The sequence below is a fragment of the Listeria grandensis FSL F6-0971 genome (assembly GCF_000525835.1).
GTDB lineage: Bacteria > Bacillota > Bacilli > Lactobacillales > Listeriaceae > Listeria_A > Listeria_A grandensis.
Genome location: NZ_AODD01000002.1, coordinates 1 through 17,690, shown reverse-complemented (window position 1 = coordinate 17,690; position 17,690 = coordinate 1). Strand labels below are relative to the sequence as shown.

The following is a 17,690-nucleotide window of genomic DNA, read 5'->3' as shown; positions in this document are numbered from 1 at the left end:
CTCCTACTGTTTACTATGTTTTTTACCAAATGAATAGGTAGCTTGAATTTCAAGGGCACCGTCCAAAAGGTTAAAGTCGGCATCTTTGCCTACCGCAATACCACCTTTTGAACCCAGTTTAAACTCTTCTGCTTGGTTAACAGATGACATTAATACCGCATCTTCCACCGAACAACCAGTGAATTGGATCATATTTCGGAAAGCATCATCATACGTCAACACACTACCTGCTAGTGTTCCATCTTCCAAACGCGCCTGACGATCTTTCACATATACTTTCTGACCGCCGAGCTCATAATCACCATCTGGCATTCCTTTTGCGCGCATGGAATCCGTAATAATCGCAATTCGTTTCGGACCTTTCACATTATAAGCCAATTTAATCATGTCAGGATGCACGTGAATCCCATCTACGATCAATTCCGCATGAATGCTAGGCTCTAACATAACGTGCCCGACAACGCCTGGTTCACGATGATGAAGCGGACGACACGCATTGTACATATGTGTCGCATGGCTCGCTTTACTATGGATCAACTCCGCACGAACCGCGTTTGAATGTCCAACAGAGGGCACGACACCAAGCTCGATACAAAGATCTTCAAATGCTGGTGATGTACTATGTTCTGGCGCATACGTCACCAATTTGATACGACCACCGCTTATCTTAAACCATTTTTTAAATAATTCCAAATCTGGTGCTGTAATATATTCTTCCGGTTGCGCCCCTTTAAATACCGGCGACACAAAGGGTCCTTCTAAATGAATCCCACCAATCAGTGGCTCGTCTTTTGCTACTTCGTCGATAACTTTTAACGCCTTCTCAATATTCTCATTGGATTGCGTCATTGTTGTTGCAAAATATGTTGTGATTCCTTCATTTAGCATGCTTCGAACTTGCTTTCGTAGCTCTTCAGGGTTCGCATCCATCGCATCAAAACTATAACCACCATGTGAATGCACATCGATAAATCCAGGAACTAATTTCTGACCTTTTGCATCAAGGATTTCCTCATTCGCCACTTCTTGATAACTCGACATCGGTCCTACTTCAGTTACAGTCTTATCAAACCTCACAAAACCGTCTTGGATAACGGAATCGCCTGTGTATACTACTGCGTTCTTGATTACTTTTGAAGTCATTCATAATCATCCCTTCTATAACTGGTCTATACCAATTATTATACAACTTATTCGAAAAAATGCAACCATTTTTCGTTTTTATATTTACCCCCAATCCTAATATATAAGCATCCTAGTGGTGAAAATAAGAAACAGCTTTACTCATGCGCCAATCAACAAGCTATACTAAAAAAGGATACGGTGCACCTAAGTAGCTAGACGCACCATATCCTTCTATTGAATCAATCTATTCTTGTTCTTTCTTTTCTTCTGGATCTCTTTTCTCAAGCTCAGGAATTAAAACTTCTTTTTCTTCTTCTGATTTTTCAGCTTTGGCTTGTTTTTTCGCATCGCGTTCTAGATCCTCTAACATGTCTTCCATGGATGCATTATCTTTCTTCTTGAAGTTTTGTTTCTCACGTTCGATGATCTCATCTACCATTTGTGTAAAATCTTGTGTTTTTCCTTTGATAGCTTCTTTGCCTTTTGCTGTTTTCTTTTCCAACTCTGCCATCAGTTCATCAAACGTTTGTGACAACTCACTTGTCATATCCGCTTGTTTTTTAGCTGTATCTGCAAGATCGCGTTGTTTTTGTGCTTCATGATAGTCTGTTACGCTGCCCCAGCTCATATCGTGAATGACTTTATCCATTTTTTCAGCTGTTTCTGCTGCATTTTTCTCTGCCGTTTCCGCAAGATGTTGTGTTTTTAGGTTTTTCCATTTCAAACGCATTTCGTGCATTCGTAGTTCTAGTTTATCTAGTTGCTCCGACGCACTGTCATAATGCCCTTGCGTTGTAGCCAATTGTTCTTTATACTGCGCTACTTCTTCTTTTGCAAAATTAGCGAGCTTTGTTTCTCCAGCTTCTTCCGCGATACCAGCTTGATACTCTCGTTTTTCGATATATTTCTCAATTTCCGTACATTCTTTATAGAACAAAGATTTCAACTCACGTTGTTTGTCCACCGCGCGTTCAATATCTTTCATTTCTTTCTTTGTTTGGTCCATATAATAAGATACTGAGTTACGCTTCTTCTCTTCACGTTTTTCTTTCATTGCATCCCAGTCATTGTTTACAGCTTGTTTGAATTTGTTAAAAAAGTTTGTCATTGTTATTTCCTCCAATTGTTTAGTTATATATCAATAATCAAATGTATTCGAGTTGGTTGTCTTGCGCTTATTTCTTGTTAAGAAGTAAATCAATGCGACAACGATGGCCACAGTAACAATACCATGCAAGTTAGACAAAATAACTAACGCTCCGACACCGATAAGTACACCGTATAAAATCTTTTCTCCTACACTATTTGCTACCATTAATTGCTTCCAAGCCCAGTAGCCAAGTACAGCTCCGAGCGCCGCCATAATCGCGGGCCAAAGGAAAACAATGATCGCAATAATAAGGGCTGCGACTAATACTCCAATAATAATTCCTCTCATGATTATGTCCTCCTTGCTTTACTATACAACTATCATAAAATAGATTCGCCATTTCAGTAAGCTACTCTAGTTGGAACTTTCACTACAACTAGAGTCCTACTAAAACAATATGTATCTGTTTCCTCTACTATATCAAACCTTGATTTAACTTACTAAGAATATATCCCCAACGCATCTTCCTATCTAGCTTGTATATTTTGCACGCCACAAATAAAAATGAGAGCGTTTTTATTATATTGCCTGTATCTTTTTTGATGTAATCGTTACACTTTCTATCGATTCTGATTTTTATTTTTTCTTTACAAAGGTTATACTCTGATGGGGGGTGATAATTTAAAGAAGCAAGGAGTCTCTAGGTATTGGGGGTGATTCTTGAAAAATCTAACAATTAGGTACTTTCTAACTTTTGTGCAAGGGGATATTGTTACATTGGGATGAATCGAAACAGAGGTGAAGGGGAAATGAAAAGAGATTTAAATAGGAATCTGACTACCATTTTGAAACATTTGGATGCTGGTGGCCTATCGCTAACAAACTTCAATAAAGCAAGTACACAGATAGAGAGAAAAACGAACCTTAGTAAAGATATAATTTTGGTTGTCCTTTACACGTTAGAAAGTTACGGCTATGTTTTTCGAGTATATCACTTGGAAGATATCAGCTACCACATTACACCAAAGGGGAAAAAACTAATAGAAAGAGAAGACTGATATGAAAAAGGCCTACTACCAAGTGAAGATGCTTGGCGGTAGGCTATAGGTACTCATTATTTCTTTAGTTCTTGTCTCCTGTTTTCGTAATCAATGCTTGTCATCGCACCCTCTGAAACCATATTATTTCCTTCCAAATCTTCTTTTCCTTCTTCCAAAGGAGCCAGTGTCCGTTGATTTAATATCACGCATGTCACTATACCTCCAATTGCACCAGCCACCATTCCGAGCATTATCCAATTCTTTTTTATTTCGCATTTTGTGAAACCTCCCCGCCGTTAATTGCTATCCCTCTCTCTTTTCCCACTTCAAATGAAAATAAACCGCATCCTATATCAAGACACGGCTTACATCGCATTATTTTATTTATGCTAAAAATGGATCTTTTGGCTTGCGGACGAAACTTAAGATTGCCGCAATAACAAGTAGTAGACCTGGCACAAAACCTGCTACTACAAAACCGCCAATGGTTACGATAATTCCGGCAATAAGGAACATAAAACCTGCCAAAACAGGCTTCTTATTTCCAGTAATGCCAATCAGTCCGATAATCAGCAAAACCGTGAAAACGATCGTTGCGATTAATGCTAAAATAGCATATGTATGCACCATATCTAAAATCTGCTTGGCACTCGGCACATCACTTACCGCAATTCCTGAATCCTCTAGGCTTTGATAATAACTTCTTGTAAAGGATGCTACGCCCTCTTTTGTACTGGCTGTGCTATCTATGATAAACCCAATGGCAGTAAACCCTACTAAGGTCACTAACCCAAAAAGCATACCGATTACAGCTAGAACAACCTCGGCTGTACGTTTAATCATATTCTACTATTCCCTCATTTCTTACGTGTTTATTTCAGTATACTATAAATAAATCCAGCTGTAAAAATAAAGATGTCATTTTTGATAGGATAGAAGGTGCGTTTTTTTCAAAAAAAACTTGTATACTTTAGAAAGATGTTGCTATTTTAGAAAAGAGGATATGTCTTATGTGGAAAAAAAAATTTATGGATGGGACTCTTATCGGCTATTTTTGTTGCTGGGTCCATATTTGTGTTGCTGCAACTAAACGGGACACACCAAAAAGTGAATCAGAGTACGACACCGACGATATTTATTCATGGTTATCGTGGAACGGATCGATCGCTCCATGGGATGATTCGACGTTTTGATCAAAAATATGATTGGGCGACGGATGCCCTAACCGTAAAGGTCAGCCCAACCGGAGATATTTCTGTGAAGGGAACTTATAGTAAGAAAGCGGACAATCCGCTGATAAATATTGTTTTCGCGGACAATCGTGCGACCGTGACACAGCAATCTTTATGGACAAAAAAAAGTGATGCGTTACCTCGAAGACACGTATGACATTAAGAAATTTAATGCTGTAGGACATTCGATGGGCGGTGGCGCCTGGGTTTCTTATCTGTCCTCTTATGCCAACAATCCCGAATATCCAGAAGTTCAGAAAATCGTATTTTTGGCGGTTCCTTTCTACCCTGAAGAGTATGTGAATGGGGATCAAGAAGTCGATTTAGAAAATGCGAATGCGATTCATACAAAATTCGCTAAACAGATGGAAAAGCGATTAAAGAGCACGACGGAAATCATGATTATTGGTGGTAATTTGGAAGATGGTTCGAACAGTGATGGGGAAGTTAAAATTGATAGCGTGATGTATGGCAAGAAATTGTTTAGCAATCAATACGTTGAGGCTCATACACTGACAGGCCCGACGGCAAAACATAGTAATATGCATGAGTTACCTGTCGTTGATAACTATGTTGCCAAATTTTTATGGGGATTTAAGGGGTCAGTAAAATGAAGAAAATTTTAGTAGCTATTAGTATTCTAGCCGTATTTGCGATTGGATTCGGCTTTATTTTCGCCACACATGATGCTGCAAAATCAGAACAACCAAAAACAACAGAAAAAACAAAAAAGCACCGGCAAAGGTGAAGAGTATTGATGTGCCAACTCTTTTTCTCCACGGTTATTCTGGAACGAAAAACTCGATGGGACACATGATGGATCGTCTAGCACGAAATGGTGATGCGACGCGCTCCATTGTTATTTCTGTGACACATGATGGCCAAATTAAAATCGATGGTGAGTGGGATAAATTTGCGAAGAAGCCACTCATTCAAGTTCTTTTTGAGGATAATAAGAGTTCACTAACGAATCAAACGGCTTGGCTACAAAGTGTGATGCGTGAGCTTAAAAGCACGTATCATATTCCGGCGGTGAACGTTGTCGGGCATTCGATGGGCGGTGTCGATTGGACCAGTTATATCGAGGCCGCAAGCAATCAACCAACGTTCCCAGCGGTGGCTAAACTGGTCACCATTGGCGCTCCTTTTAATGGCCTTGTTATTGGCGAGGATGGTAAAACGGCCTATGATTTGACCGAGAATGGACCTGCGACGCAAACAGAACGCTATCAAGGTTTCATCGCGCGCCAAAAAGCGATCCCCGCTTCACTTGAAGTTTTGAATATTGCTGGGGATGTAGAAGATGGTACAAAGAGTGACATTAGCGTTTCCTTAGCTAGCGCCTTATCTGGCAAATTTATTTTCAATCACGTTGCGAGCTATAAAGAGCTTGTCATGACTGGAAGCCAAGCGCAGCATAGTAGGCTTCATGAGAATAGAGATGTTGACGACGCAATAAAAGCCTTTTTTATGGCCCTAAAAAAAGAGTCGTATCCAAGTTTTGGATACGACTCTTTTTTTGGTTTGTCTAACTTTTTTTCTTTTTGAATCCTAAGAATGTGCGGTTGTTAATTTCCGCTTCGTTTCCGCGTACACCTAGTACATCGAACAGGAAAACAACGACCGGAATACCTACAATCAACCCCCATACTCCAAAGAAATGCTCGGAGAAAATAAGGATAATGAACGTATAGAAAACCGGTAAATCGGTTTTGGATGACATCAGTTTTGGATTAAGGATGTAGGTTTCCACGGCGTGTACGATGACGATCGTAATTAAAATAACAACGACGTCTGTAAGTCCGCCCACTGAGTAAGCAATAATAGAAAGTGGAATACAGGAAATAATCACACCGGCAACGGGAATAAGCCTAGCAAGAATACCATGGTAGATAGTGTCAGTACTTGCGGGAATCCCATCGCAATCAGAGCAATCGTTGTCAGCACTGTATTTACAATGGCAATCAAAAACTGCGCTTCTAAAACAACGCCAAACGTTCCAACGAATTTCTTGCCAAAGTAAGCAATTTCACGAAAAACGGGACCGATTTTACTCGTCAAAAACTTGCTTGAAAAATGCACAACGCGCTCTTGCTCCAAAGAGAAAAATAGGCTGAGAATTAGCGCCATGAAGAACGAAATCCCAATACTGCCAATGCCGCTAAGTGATCCAATGATGAATTTCAAACCGGAATTAATGTACGCTTTCACATTGGAGTCATTGAACAAGCTCATCACATACTTGATAAAATCATTATTTCCAGGGTTATTATAGAATTTCATAACGCCGTTAAAGGTCGAGACGATTTGCCCGATAATAATGGGTAGATAATGCGTAAAGGCAAAGTATAAGAAAATCACGATCAGTATGTATAACACAATAACGATCAGCTTTCGTGGCACTTTCACCCACCGCAAAATAACTTTTTCTAGCCGTGTAATCAAAAAGGTGAAGATAAATGTTAATAAAATCAGGTCTATCATACTTCTCACCAAATATAATACAAAAATGAGAAGCGCAAAAATAAGAAGTCGTTGCAGTCCAGTATTTACTTTAAATTTTTCCCATAGTTCTTCCAATGAACACACTCCCATCGTTTCTTAACATATTCTAACACATATTCCTCCTTTCATGAAAAAATTTGTTAGTTTTTCTATTAAAGTTGAGAAATGCTACTTTTAGGGTTTACTTTTGACAGAATACGCGGTAATATATCCTATGAACCAATCATCCTACCTTTAAAGGAGAGTGCCGAAAATGATACGCAAATTACAAAAAAAATCATTGGTAGAACAAGTATATAGCCAAATTGAAGATATGATTAAAAATGGTACGTGGCAAATTGGCGATCGATTACCCGTTGAGGCGGATTTAATGGAACAATTTGGTGTAAGTCGCAATACGTTGCGAGAAGCAATCCGTGCTTTGGCACATGTCGGCCTGCTTGAAGTAAAACAAGGCGATGGGACATTTGTTTTAACGACGAGTGAGCTTAATGCTGTTTTGCAAAAAAGAATTCAGGGCGCTGCAGTGCTTGAGATTCTAGAAGTTCGGCATGCGCTTGATCGGGAAGCTGTATCGTTAGCTTGTTTACGTCGCACAGAGGAGGATTTAATTGAGATGGAGAAGTTTCGCGATCAATGCTTCCAATTTACAAAAGAGAGTAATCTAGAGGGGTTTGTAGAGGCAGATTGGCAGTTGCACCAAGCTATTACAGCGGCTTCTTATAATCCGCTTTTAATTGACATGTACGCGCACCTGTTCGAGGAAATTCAAATGTCCATTACGAGTACGACAGAAATGAATGATTCCAGTGCGGCGGGTCATAATGATCTGATTTTGGCGATTCGCAATCAGGATGCAGCTTCTGCCGTACATTGTGTGGATCTGTATATTTCGCATTTCAAACAAATTATACTGCCGAAGAAAGGAGAATGAAGTCATGGGAGAAGAAAAAATAAAGATGCGCAGCAGAATTTTGCTTATTATCGGGATTTTACTCGTTGCATCCAATTTGCGCGCACCGATTACAGCAATAAGTCCGCTCCTCAGCTATATTCGAGTCGATTTGCCGCTGTCTAATACAATGACGGGATTTTTAACGACATTACCGCTTCTCGCCTTTGCAGGTTTGTCCCCTTTTGTTTCGAAATTGGCGCGCAGATGGGGCATGGAATTCGTTGTCTTTTTTGCACTATGTTTGATGGTTTTCGGTAGCTTAGTTCGGCCTTTTGGTGGGATTCCGCTACTTTTGTTCGGTACGTTTTTAATTGGACTCGCCATTGCTGTTGGTAACGTACTACTGCCTAGCTTGATCAAACAAGAATTCCCTTTTAAAATGGGGCTGATGACAGGAATGTACTCGATTTCGATGAATGTCTGCGCGATGCTTGCTTCGGGACTTAGTGTGCCCATTGCAGTAAAATCCGGATTTGGCTGGCAAGGAGCACTTGTCGTTTGGTCGGCTTTTGTGATTATTGCGCTTCTGTTCTGGCTACCGCAACTAAAATATAATAAGAAAGTAGTTCTTGATTCTACTGTGCACAAACCAAAACAGAGCATTTGGGGTTCCCCGTTAGCTTGGAAAATCACAATTTTTATGGGCATGCAGTCTACGGTATTTTACGTAATGGTAGCATGGTTGCCCAATATTTTAATCAACCAAGGGATTGCCAGTACAGAAGCTGGATTTATGCTGTCGTTACTACAACTAGGTATTCTTCCGTTCACATTTATCGTGCCCATAATCGCTAGCAAAATGAAATCACAGCAACCGATTATTATTGCGATGGCCGTATTACTTTTGGCTGGTACGGCTGGATTGATGTTCGGCTCCGGTCATCTTTTTCTCATAAGTGCCTCTGTATTTATGATTGGGATTGGATCAGGAACCGCCTTTAGTATTTGCATGATGTTCTTTAGCTTGCGAACCACAACGGCGTCAGAAGCGGCAGATTTATCTGGGATGGCTCAGTCTATTGGATACTTGCTAGCCGCGACAGGACCGACCTTATTCGGGCTTCTGCACGATGTGACCGATAGCTACACGGCACCACTTGGCATACTTATCGTTGCTACACTACTGTTGCTCATTATGGGACTAGATGCAGCTCGAGATAAGAAAGTATTTGATAAAGCGAGCTAGACAAAACACCCTTTCACACAAAAATAAGCAGGAAATCACGCAACCCATTTTTTCAGGTAAGACGTGACTCCTGCTAGAAGCAATCCGTGCTTGAGAGCCAATTTATTGAAACTTATGGCTCCTCATTATTTTTGAATGTATGCCCATCTAAAACTATACGGAGCGCCGAATAAGTGTTTAACAACGCCTTTTACGTATGGTTTTTCAAGCACAGCCGTTGCGTTTTGATAAAGTGGCGCAATTGCTGCATCCTTATCTAGTAATACTTTCTCTGTATCAAGCATGGCTTGCCAACGTTTCTCTGGATTTGTCGCTAGTGTTGTCGTAATCTCGGTTGTCAGTTTGTCATATTCCGGGCTAGAGTAGCTCATGTTGTTATAGTTGTTGTCTGTCTGCCAGCTTGCGATGTATGTCATTGGGTCTTTGTAAGCTGGTGCCCAGCGTGAAAGTTGAACGGTGTAATCTTGTGCCTTATCGAGTGCTAGCCTGTTTTTATAAGGGACCGTTTTTAGATTTATTTTCAAGCCTTCTAAATGACTTTCTAACTCGCTTTGGATGAATTCTAAAGTTTTCTTGGCAAATTCTTGATCATCACCGACAAGTTCTAATGTGATTTCATTTTTGCCGAGTTGTTGTTTGGCTTTAGCGAAATGTTCTTTCGCTTCCGCAACGTTATAGGTGAGATGGTCGCCGCTATCTTCACGGAAATCTTTTCCGGTTTGTGGGTTTTGGGCAAAGCCGTTTGGAATTTCGCCGTTAATTGCAGTGGCACCATTTGCGATAACGGTATCCGCCAACGCTTCTTTGTTAATCGCCTTCGCTATCGCTTTTCGTAATTCGACATTGGCAACATCGCTTTGTTTCTGGTTGAATTTAAGCCAGTAGACATAGGAGTCTGGTTCTGCCACAAACTCTTTGTTATCCTTGTACTGGCTTGCATAATCGCCAGTGAGCGGAGCGCGGTCGACTTTTCCAGTGTTATAAAGATTGACTGCGGAACCCGGTTCTTTAGCAACTTGGACATCGATACGATCTAATTTCACGTTCTTTTTATCCCAATAGTTGTCGTTTTTGAGGAAGCTCCAAGTTTTACTCGTTCCGGACCAGTCTGTCATCGTAAATGGACCATTGTACAGCATATGGTCGGAATCCTTCGCAAAATCTTTTCCTTCTTTTGTTACGTAAGCTTCTTTTTGTGGGTAGAATGGGCCGAATGTGAGCAGTGAGTTGAAGTATGGCACAGCCTGAGTGAGCTTAATCTCGATGGTTTTATCATCTAGCGCTTTAACGCCCAGTTCTTTTGGATCTTTTTTGCCGTCAATAATATCACTCGCGTTTTCCACAACATCGCGATATAGGAATGAGTATTGGGCACCTGATTTAGGATTCACGACTTTGCGCCATGCGTAAATAAAATCAGCAGCTTTCAGTTCGGAACCATCGGACCATTTCGCGTTATCACGAATTTTGATCGTATATGTTTTTTGATCTTCGCTTATCTCAGGCATCGCTTCGGCCGCGGCTGGAATGATTTGATCTTTTTGATCTAGTGTGTACAATCCTTCGAACACTTGATTCATCGCAGTGAAACTGACGCCATCTGTCGCAAGTGAGGTATCCATGAGTGGGATTTCGGTTGTTTCAATCACGCGTAATACTTGTTTGTTTGATGCGTCACTCGCCGTGTCTTTCCCACCACATGCTGCGAGTATAAGTGTACTTGCTACTAAAATGGTACTGATAATAACTCCTTTTTTCATATGTAAAACTCCCCTTTTCTGTGTGAATACTTCTATCATACGCTATTTCGATGTGAAAATAAATACCTTTTTCAAAATTAATTGAATTATTATATAACGTTTATCACATTAAAGGAGACAAGCGACACGCCTATCTCCTTTTTGTGTGCATTAGATTTGCTTTGTTTCATCGTATTCTTTCTTAATATCGGCTAGCAGAGTCTCATTTGTATAAAGTTCGAGTGCGGTTAATGCGATCAATTTTGCACCCTGGATCAAGGCTTTGTCTCCTGCCTCTGATTTTGCGGCTTCGCGGAATTCTACCGTGTGCCCGACAAGATTACTAGCACCAATTTTGATATAGGGGTGAATCGTTGGAATGACTTGGCTGATATTCCCAGCGTCCGTTGAACCAATGCCGCGACTATCGGTTTTTAGTGGTTCATCCAACTGCTCGGCAATCCGGGCAAAAACGCGATTAAACTGCTTATTAATCAGAAAATCATCGACGCCGTTCTGGATATTCGTGACTTTAAATGTCGTACCTGTTTGAATGGCCGCACCTTCTGCAACTTGAATAACACGCTTCGTTACCTCATCCAAGCGATGGCGTTTATCCGCACGTGTAAAGAAGCGAGCGCGAGCGTAATCTGGTACGATATTCGGTGCTTGACCGCCGTCTAAAATAATGCCGTGAATGCGGACGTCCGAAGTCACATGTTGACGCAAGGCATTAACACCGTTATAAAATTGGATCAAACCATCAAGTGCATTAATACCATCTTCTGGATTGGCAGCAGAATGGGCTGGTTTTCCGAAGAATTCAAACTCTAATACGTCTACTGCAAGCGATGGCGTCGTCAGCGCGGAGTCACTGGATGGATGAATCATGAGCGCAACATCGATACCTTGAAGTAGATGATGCTTCACAAAACTGCCCTTTGCGCTACCATTCGGCCCACCTTCCTCAGCTGGGGTTCCAAGTACAACGACCTCTCCGCCGACTTCTTCGATAACTTCTGCGAGTGCAATGGCTGCGGCGACACTTGTCGTACCAATGATGTTATGTCCACAGGCATGTCCGAGTCCTGGCAAAGCATCATACTCCGCTAAAAATGCGACGGTTGCGCCTGGTTTCGCTGCTTTTTTGCGCGCGATAAATGCGGTTTTGTGGCCTGCTACATCTAGTTCTACCGTAAAACCAGCTTTTTCAAGAATTGTTGCTAATTTTTCGCTAGCGTAAAATTCCTCATTGCCGATTTCCGGGCGATCATGAATCGCATGACTAACTTCAATATAAAAATCCTTGTGCGCATCAATATTGGTTTTTATGGCTTCAGACCATGTTATTTTTGTATCTACCATTTACGAACGCCTCCTTTTTTTCGAATTTACTTCTTAGACCACGTTTCTTTGTATGTTTCTAGCTCATCAAGTGGGACGAAAGCTGGGATCGAGCTACCTTTATATGTTTTTTCGATAAATTTCTTCATTTCATCTGAGTGATAAATTTTCACGATTTGTTGAAGCGCCGCACGATCTGTATCTCCTTTACGAACCGCAATAATGTTAATATACGGTTTTGCTGTATCGGATTCTAGGAAAATGGAGTCTTTCAACGGGTTCAGTTTAGCTTCCACAGCGACGCCATTATTAATCGCGGCAGCATCTACATCATCTAGTGCACGCGGGATTTGTCCTGCAACCATTGGTTTAATATCTAATTTTTTCGGGTTAGATTGAATAGCTTCCGGTGAACCATTCCCATCAAAATCAGCGACTAATGTGATAAGTCCTGCTTCTTGTAATAATAGTAGCGCGCGGCCATAGTTCGTCGAATCATCAGGAACTGCGATTGTAGCTCCATTTTTGATATCCTTAATAGCTTTCACCTTGTTAGAATACACGCCCATCGGAGCAATGACCGTTGAAGCAAGCGGCTCAAGTTCCAATTTATTTTCCTTGATAAAAGAGTCAAAATAAGCAATTGTTTGAAAAGCATTGGCATCTAAGTCCCCATCTGCAAGCGCACGGTTCGGCAATACATAATCACTAAACTCTTTCAACTCGATATGAATGCCATCTTTCTTCGCAATCCGCTTAATCTCAGGCCAAGTCCGATCCCCAGCGCTAACACCAATCACGAGATTCTTCTCATCCCCGCTTGCCTTCTCGTCCGCACCACCACAAGCACTAACCACAACAGCCAACAAAACCAATGTCAAAACGAATACCAACTTCTTCATCCAAAAAACTCCCTTATTATTTATTATTGAATCTTTGTACTTTCATTACCATCCGGACTCCTTTACCTAAAACCAAGGCACGCTCGATTCTAGGTAAAGCCAAGCACCGTACCACCCTAGCGACGACGAATTTTGCGAGAAATGAAGTTCCCTAAAGACTGAACGCTCTGTACGATCACTACCAAGATGATGACGGTAACCAACATTGTGATATTATCATACCGCTGATAGCCATAAGTAATCGCCAAATTACCAATTCCACCAGCGCCGACGACACCAGCCATCGCAGTCGCACCAACAAGTCCAATCGTTGCTGTTGTCAGCGTCAAAATCAGCGAACTCAAACCTTCTGGCAACATGAAACGCCAGATGATTTGCCATGCGTTGGCACCCATTGCTTGCGCTGCCTCGATAATTCCTTGATCCACTTCTAAAAGAGAGTTTTCAACAAGTCGCGCAATGTAAGGTCCGGCATAGAAAACAAGTGGTACAATCGCTGCTTTCACACCAATGCTCGAATCAACAATAAATCGCGTCACCGGAATCAATGCCACAAGCAAAATAATGAATGGTACCGAGCGTAAAATATTAATGATCGGGTTTAAAATATTGAAAATCACTGTGTTTTGTAAAATATGTCCTTTACGAGTAACCACGAGCAAGACACCAAGTGGAATACCAATAAGGCAAGCAAACAGGAGCGACCATGTAACCATGTATAATGTTTCAATAAATGCTGTGCTCAGCTGCTCAGATGTGACTTCCATCAACGCTCACCTCCTCTAGTTTGATATTTTGCGTTGTAGCATAGGCATATGCGCTTGCAATCTCTTCTGCTTCCCCGGTCACCTCTACAATCATATACCCGAACGCAATCGCCTGAATTTCAGAAATGTTGCCACTTAACACACTGACGTTCACATCGAATTGTTTCGCAATATTAGAAAGCAATGGGTTACCAGACGATTCTCCCACAAATGTAAATTTCCAAACCGTCGCATCATGATTCTGAATGAGTTTTAACGCACTTGCTGGAATATCGTCATTAATCACTGTTTTCACAAAATTCTTAGCAGTTTGGCTTTGCGGATTGGAGAAAATATCGAACACTTTGCCTTCTTCAATCACTCTACCATCTTCCATTACGGCTACTCGATTACAGATTTCGCGAATAACAGACATTTCATGCGTAATAAGTAAAATCGTAATATTGTATTCTTTATTGATTTTTTGCAGTAGTTCGAGAATCGCACCTGTCGTCTCAGGATCGAGCGCGCTTGTTGCTTCGTCACACAGGAGCACGTCAGGATTGGTTGCTAACGCCCGCGCAATACCGATGCGCTGTTTCTGTCCCCCTGAGAGCTGGTCTGGATAGTTTTTAGCCTTATCTGCTAGTCCCACAAAGGTGAGAAGCTCCATCACCCGTTGTTCGCGTTCTTTACGATTCGTATGTATTAAAGCCAGTGGAATCGCGATATTATCGAAGACGGTTTTCGAGTTTAGTAAGTTAAAATGTTGAAAAATCATACCGATCTTTTTTCGTTCCGCACGGAGTTCTTTGGCTTTTAATGTCGTCAAGTCTGTGCCTCCGACTGCAACGGAGCCTGTTGTCGGTCGTTCTAGCAAGTTCACTGTGCGAATCAACGTACTTTTACCAGCGCCGCTGAAACCAACCACGCCGAAAATATCCCCTTTTTCAATGGTCAAACTCACGCCGTCCAAGGCTGTTATTTCTTTTCCTCCGCTTTTGAATGTTTTTGTTACATTTTTGAATTCAATCATTTTCTCACTCCCTTAGTTACACAACTTTACCACAAAAAAATCTCCCCTTAAGTTAATAAGAGGAGATTCTAATCCAAACATCTATGTACCGAATAATTATACAGCCATATTAATGCAGTCTTTGTCGTCTCATCTTATCTACCAAGCACGTAAAATGCTTGTTGGAATTGGCACAGTATCAAAAAATTGATCTGTTGCCGAGGTTTCATAGGGCCAAATCCCTCCACCTCTCTGGATAAAATGCGTTCGTCGTTATTTATTTTTTATAACTATATCGTGTATTTCGGACACTGTCAACCATTTTTGAAAAAGTTATTTGTTTATTGACCATTTTTTTTGCGTAGTTGCTCGAGTTTGGATGCGATTCTGGCTTTATTTTTGTTTGTTGTTTGCTCGTCTAATGTGATTGTGGTGCCATTGATGATGACTGAACTGCCTTCATGAATGTTTTTTGGTACTTTTGTTTGTGGGATTGTCCAGGTTTGCTGATCAGGCTCTAGTAGAAAAACAGCTTTTCCATCCTCGATACGATCTAAAATCGCTTTTTTCAAGTTGATTCACCTACTTCACGGTCGCAATGCCTTGTTCTTTTATTTGCCTAACAATGCCGTCGCCGATTCCGTTTATTTTTTTCAAGTCGTCAATGGTGCGATATGGCCGCTCTGCAATAATTTTATCTGCTAAAACCGGCCCAACGCTTGGAAGGTACTGCAATTCTTCGGCAGTTGCGGTATTCACATTGATTTTATCAGGGATAGGTACTGCATCTCCTGGTTCTTCCGCTGTTTGTTTGCCTGTTTCATTCCCCGGTTTCGGTGTTCCAGACTGCTCCGTTGCAACGTGAATTTGCTTGCCATCAGTCTCCATTGTGACTGTCCCTTCAACGTCTGTACCATATGTTGTAATATCACGATCCTTCAACCACTGAATGACTTCGCGATGTGGGTGCCCGTAGGAATTTCCTTTTTCAGCAGAATAAACTGCCACCTCAGGCTTCACTGCATCTAAAAAGTACGGTTGATTCGATGTAGAGGAGCCGTGGTGTCCTAAATCTAGGATTTGTGCGTTCAAATCCAGACCGCTATCCACCATTTCACGTTCGCGCGGCTTCTCTGCGTCGCCTGTAAAAATGGCTGCCACATCTTTGTAAGTCAGACGGATCGCGATCGAGTCATTATTGGCGTTATCCGATAGTTTATCTGGACTTAATACTTGAATTCCAAACGGGCCAAATGTCGCTTTTTCACCGCGTCTTGGTTCTTTATATTTCGCATTGGATGCAAGCGCTGCGTCAATGACCCGCTCATAGATCGAACTATTGAATACAAGTCCATCCATCCAAATTTCTTTCGGTTTATATTGTTTGATAACTTTATCTGCGTTGCCAATATGATCCGAATGTGGGTGTGTTAAAAGCAGCAAATCAATTTTCTGGATATCTGCTTTTTCAAGGTAAGTCATAATCCGATTATCGTCATGGCGCCCTGTATCGATCAATACAGTTGTTCCATCGTCGGCTTGGATTAACGTGCTATCCCCTTGCCCCACATCGAAAAAAGTGAACTTCGCTCCTTTCAATGTATTTTCGGTCACGCTTGATTGTGTATTGTTCGAGCATCCGCTAATAAGTGCGATTAAAAAAATCGCGATGATTCCCCATCCTGTTAATCTCTTCAAAATCTCAACTCCCTAATTCTCTTCATTTAGAATAGCAGAATCATTGTCAGGAGTAAATAGCTGCACGCCAACTTGGGAGATTTCCACAAAATAAAAACGAGCCCCAAAAATAGGACCCGCTCTCTATTATTTTACTTTCTCAAAGAATTTAAACGTCACTTCTTCGCTTTTGGGATTGTAGTCAATGATCCAATCATGGTCTTTAAAGTACCAATAATCATGATCCTCTACATAGAATAAAATATCGCCGATTTTGTGTTGCAATGCCATTTCTGTAGGTTTTTCAGATACTAAACCAATCGAAAAACCCGGATGTAGCGAACTATTTGAGCCACCATATTTTGCGAATAATCTAATTCCATTACCGTCAGCCGTATTAAATTCATTTCTGAACCAGTGTTGTGCTTGATCGCTTACTTCGATTTGCATTGTCATCACTCCTCTTCCAAATTCGATTACTGCAAGAATAGCAGATATCTACACATTTCGCATGTATTTTGCTTACAACTAGATAACTGTATGTACCACTCTTTTTGAATAGTTAAACTTCTTTAGCAAAAATAAAAAACGCAAAACCCGCATTTCACAGGCTTTGCGTCATATTACTTATTTTTCTAATGGTGCTTTTCCAAGGAATGCTTTGAACATCCAGATATGTTTGTCGATCGCTGCTTTGAAGCCGATTAACATGTCTTGCGTTACATCATCGCCTTCTTTTCCAGTTAGTTCGATACCTTGTTGATATTCGTCACGCAATAATTCTAATGTGCCAACAAGATCTTCCATAAACTGATCGATTGTTTTTGGTTTTGTGTATGGTGCTTCTTCTACGCTAGCATTTTCTGAGAACTCTTTTAATGTCGAAAATGGTGCGCCACCAATGGCTAATAAACGCTCTGCTACTTCATCCATTTGTTCGCCGAATTCGCTGTATAGGTCGTCCATTTTTTCATGTAGTGTAAAGAAGTTATGTCCACGCATGAACCAGTGGATTTGGTGGATTTTCACCGTAAATACGTTTAAGTTCGCCACCTGATGGTTTAAAAATTCCTTCGTGTCTACTGAGTTAATTGTTTTCATTTATAATTCTCCTCCTTATTTATAATAACTATT

Annotated in this window: 17 protein-coding genes, 3 pseudogenes and 1 riboswitch; of the genes and pseudogenes, 5 read left to right on the top strand and 15 right to left on the bottom strand. The window is 41.0% G+C overall.

All coding sequences use genetic code 11. The features are described 5' to 3' along the window. Positions 1 to 3: 3 nt before the first annotated feature. The 3 genes from nagA to PGRAN_RS00605 all read right to left on the bottom strand — a co-directional run bounded on the left by nagA (position 4) and on the right by PGRAN_RS00605 (position 2,563). Positions 4 to 1,143 (bottom strand): N-acetylglucosamine-6-phosphate deacetylase, encoded by a 1,140-nt coding sequence (gene nagA / locus PGRAN_RS00615; RefSeq protein WP_036064179.1) that lies wholly within the window; start codon positions 1,141 to 1,143, stop codon positions 4 to 6. A gap of 226 nt (positions 1,144 to 1,369) precedes the next feature. Beyond that, positions 1,370 to 2,233: a PspA/IM30 family protein gene (locus tag PGRAN_RS17070; protein ID WP_036064176.1), complete on the bottom strand. Its 864-nt coding sequence runs from the start codon at positions 2,231 to 2,233 to the stop codon at positions 1,370 to 1,372. Between the two features lie 30 nt (positions 2,234 to 2,263). After that, positions 2,264 to 2,563 (bottom strand): lmo0954 family membrane protein, encoded by a 300-nt coding sequence (locus PGRAN_RS00605; RefSeq protein ID WP_036064174.1) that lies wholly within the window; start codon positions 2,561 to 2,563, stop codon positions 2,264 to 2,266. Positions 2,564 to 3,024: 461 nt separating this feature from the next. Here PGRAN_RS00605 and PGRAN_RS00600 point away from each other — a divergent pair, with 461 nt between their 5' ends. Further along, positions 3,025 to 3,273 (top strand): DUF3116 family protein, encoded by a 249-nt coding sequence (locus PGRAN_RS00600; protein ID WP_051998361.1) that lies wholly within the window; start codon positions 3,025 to 3,027, stop codon positions 3,271 to 3,273. Between the two features lie 56 nt (positions 3,274 to 3,329). Here the strand turns inward: PGRAN_RS00600 and PGRAN_RS17430 are convergent, their stop codons facing one another. Both PGRAN_RS17430 and PGRAN_RS00595 read right to left on the bottom strand, forming a co-directional pair. Next, complete coding sequence (locus PGRAN_RS17430; RefSeq protein ID WP_277619692.1) at positions 3,330 to 3,461, bottom strand: hypothetical protein; 132 nt, start codon at positions 3,459 to 3,461, stop codon at positions 3,330 to 3,332. A 178-nt stretch (positions 3,462 to 3,639) separates the two neighbouring features. After that, the gene (locus tag PGRAN_RS00595) at positions 3,640 to 4,098 is read right to left on the bottom strand and encodes a DUF4064 domain-containing protein (RefSeq protein ID WP_036064172.1); all 459 of its coding nucleotides are present in this window, start codon (positions 4,096 to 4,098) and stop codon (positions 3,640 to 3,642) included. A gap of 189 nt (positions 4,099 to 4,287) precedes the next feature. Here PGRAN_RS00595 and PGRAN_RS00590 point away from each other — a divergent pair. Next, positions 4,288 to 5,101 (top strand): annotated as a pseudogene (locus tag PGRAN_RS00590) (alpha/beta hydrolase). Further along, a pseudogene (locus PGRAN_RS00585) lies at positions 5,098 to 6,035 on the top strand (alpha/beta hydrolase). The pseudogenes PGRAN_RS00590 and PGRAN_RS00585 overlap by 4 nt, the downstream one beginning before the upstream one ends. Here the strand turns inward: PGRAN_RS00585 and PGRAN_RS00580 are convergent. Further along, positions 6,016 to 7,082, bottom strand: a pseudogene (locus tag PGRAN_RS00580) (AI-2E family transporter). The pseudogenes PGRAN_RS00585 and PGRAN_RS00580 sit on opposite strands and share 20 nt — an antisense overlap. 163 nt (positions 7,083 to 7,245) lie before the next feature. Between PGRAN_RS00580 and PGRAN_RS00575 the strand changes: the two are divergent. Then, positions 7,246 to 7,926, top strand: coding sequence for a FadR/GntR family transcriptional regulator (locus PGRAN_RS00575; protein WP_036064168.1), 681 nt, complete (start codon positions 7,246 to 7,248; stop codon positions 7,924 to 7,926). 4 nt (positions 7,927 to 7,930) lie between these two features. Next, positions 7,931 to 9,133, top strand: coding sequence for a CynX/NimT family MFS transporter (locus PGRAN_RS00570; RefSeq protein ID WP_036064167.1), 1,203 nt, complete (start codon positions 7,931 to 7,933; stop codon positions 9,131 to 9,133). A 125-nt stretch (positions 9,134 to 9,258) separates the two neighbouring features. Here PGRAN_RS00570 and PGRAN_RS00565 read toward each other — a convergent pair whose 3' ends face one another. The 9 genes from PGRAN_RS00565 to PGRAN_RS00525 all read right to left on the bottom strand — a co-directional run bounded on the left by PGRAN_RS00565 (position 9,259) and on the right by PGRAN_RS00525 (position 17,657). Then, positions 9,259 to 10,893 carry a peptide ABC transporter substrate-binding protein gene (locus PGRAN_RS00565; protein ID WP_036064165.1) on the bottom strand — a complete coding sequence of 545 codons (1,635 nt, stop codon included), beginning with the start codon at positions 10,891 to 10,893 and terminating at the stop codon, positions 9,259 to 9,261. A 150-nt stretch (positions 10,894 to 11,043) separates the two neighbouring features. Further along, positions 11,044 to 12,237 carry a M20 family metallopeptidase gene (locus tag PGRAN_RS00560; RefSeq protein ID WP_036064162.1) on the bottom strand — a complete coding sequence of 398 codons (1,194 nt, stop codon included), beginning with the start codon at positions 12,235 to 12,237 and terminating at the stop codon, positions 11,044 to 11,046. Positions 12,238 to 12,263: 26 nt separating this feature from the next. Further along, positions 12,264 to 13,118, bottom strand: a complete 855-nt coding sequence (locus PGRAN_RS00555; RefSeq protein WP_036064160.1) for a MetQ/NlpA family ABC transporter substrate-binding protein — start codon at positions 13,116 to 13,118, stop codon at positions 12,264 to 12,266. Positions 13,119 to 13,234: 116 nt separating this feature from the next. Continuing rightward, positions 13,235 to 13,885 carry a methionine ABC transporter permease gene (locus tag PGRAN_RS00550; RefSeq protein ID WP_036064158.1) on the bottom strand — a complete coding sequence of 217 codons (651 nt, stop codon included), beginning with the start codon at positions 13,883 to 13,885 and terminating at the stop codon, positions 13,235 to 13,237. Then, complete coding sequence (locus PGRAN_RS00545) at positions 13,869 to 14,900, bottom strand: methionine ABC transporter ATP-binding protein (RefSeq protein ID WP_036064156.1); 1,032 nt, start codon at positions 14,898 to 14,900, stop codon at positions 13,869 to 13,871. Before PGRAN_RS00545 ends, PGRAN_RS00550 begins: the two co-directional genes overlap by 17 nt. Before the next feature lie 131 nt (positions 14,901 to 15,031). Then, positions 15,032 to 15,142: riboswitch (SAM riboswitch) on the bottom strand. Between the two features lie 78 nt (positions 15,143 to 15,220). Further along, entirely contained in the window at positions 15,221 to 15,451 is a 231-nt protein-coding gene (locus PGRAN_RS00540; RefSeq protein WP_036064154.1) for a DUF3006 domain-containing protein, read from the bottom strand. Between the two features lie 10 nt (positions 15,452 to 15,461). Further along, positions 15,462 to 16,577: an MBL fold metallo-hydrolase gene (locus PGRAN_RS00535; protein ID WP_036064151.1), complete on the bottom strand. Its 1,116-nt coding sequence runs from the start codon at positions 16,575 to 16,577 to the stop codon at positions 15,462 to 15,464. 126 nt (positions 16,578 to 16,703) lie between these two features. Next, entirely contained in the window at positions 16,704 to 17,006 is a 303-nt protein-coding gene (locus PGRAN_RS00530) for a HesB/YadR/YfhF family protein (protein ID WP_036064150.1), read from the bottom strand. A 177-nt stretch (positions 17,007 to 17,183) separates the two neighbouring features. Further along, the gene (locus tag PGRAN_RS00525) at positions 17,184 to 17,657 is read right to left on the bottom strand and encodes a Dps family protein (RefSeq protein WP_036064148.1); all 474 of its coding nucleotides are present in this window, start codon (positions 17,655 to 17,657) and stop codon (positions 17,184 to 17,186) included. Between the last annotated feature and the right edge of the window lie 33 nt (positions 17,658 to 17,690).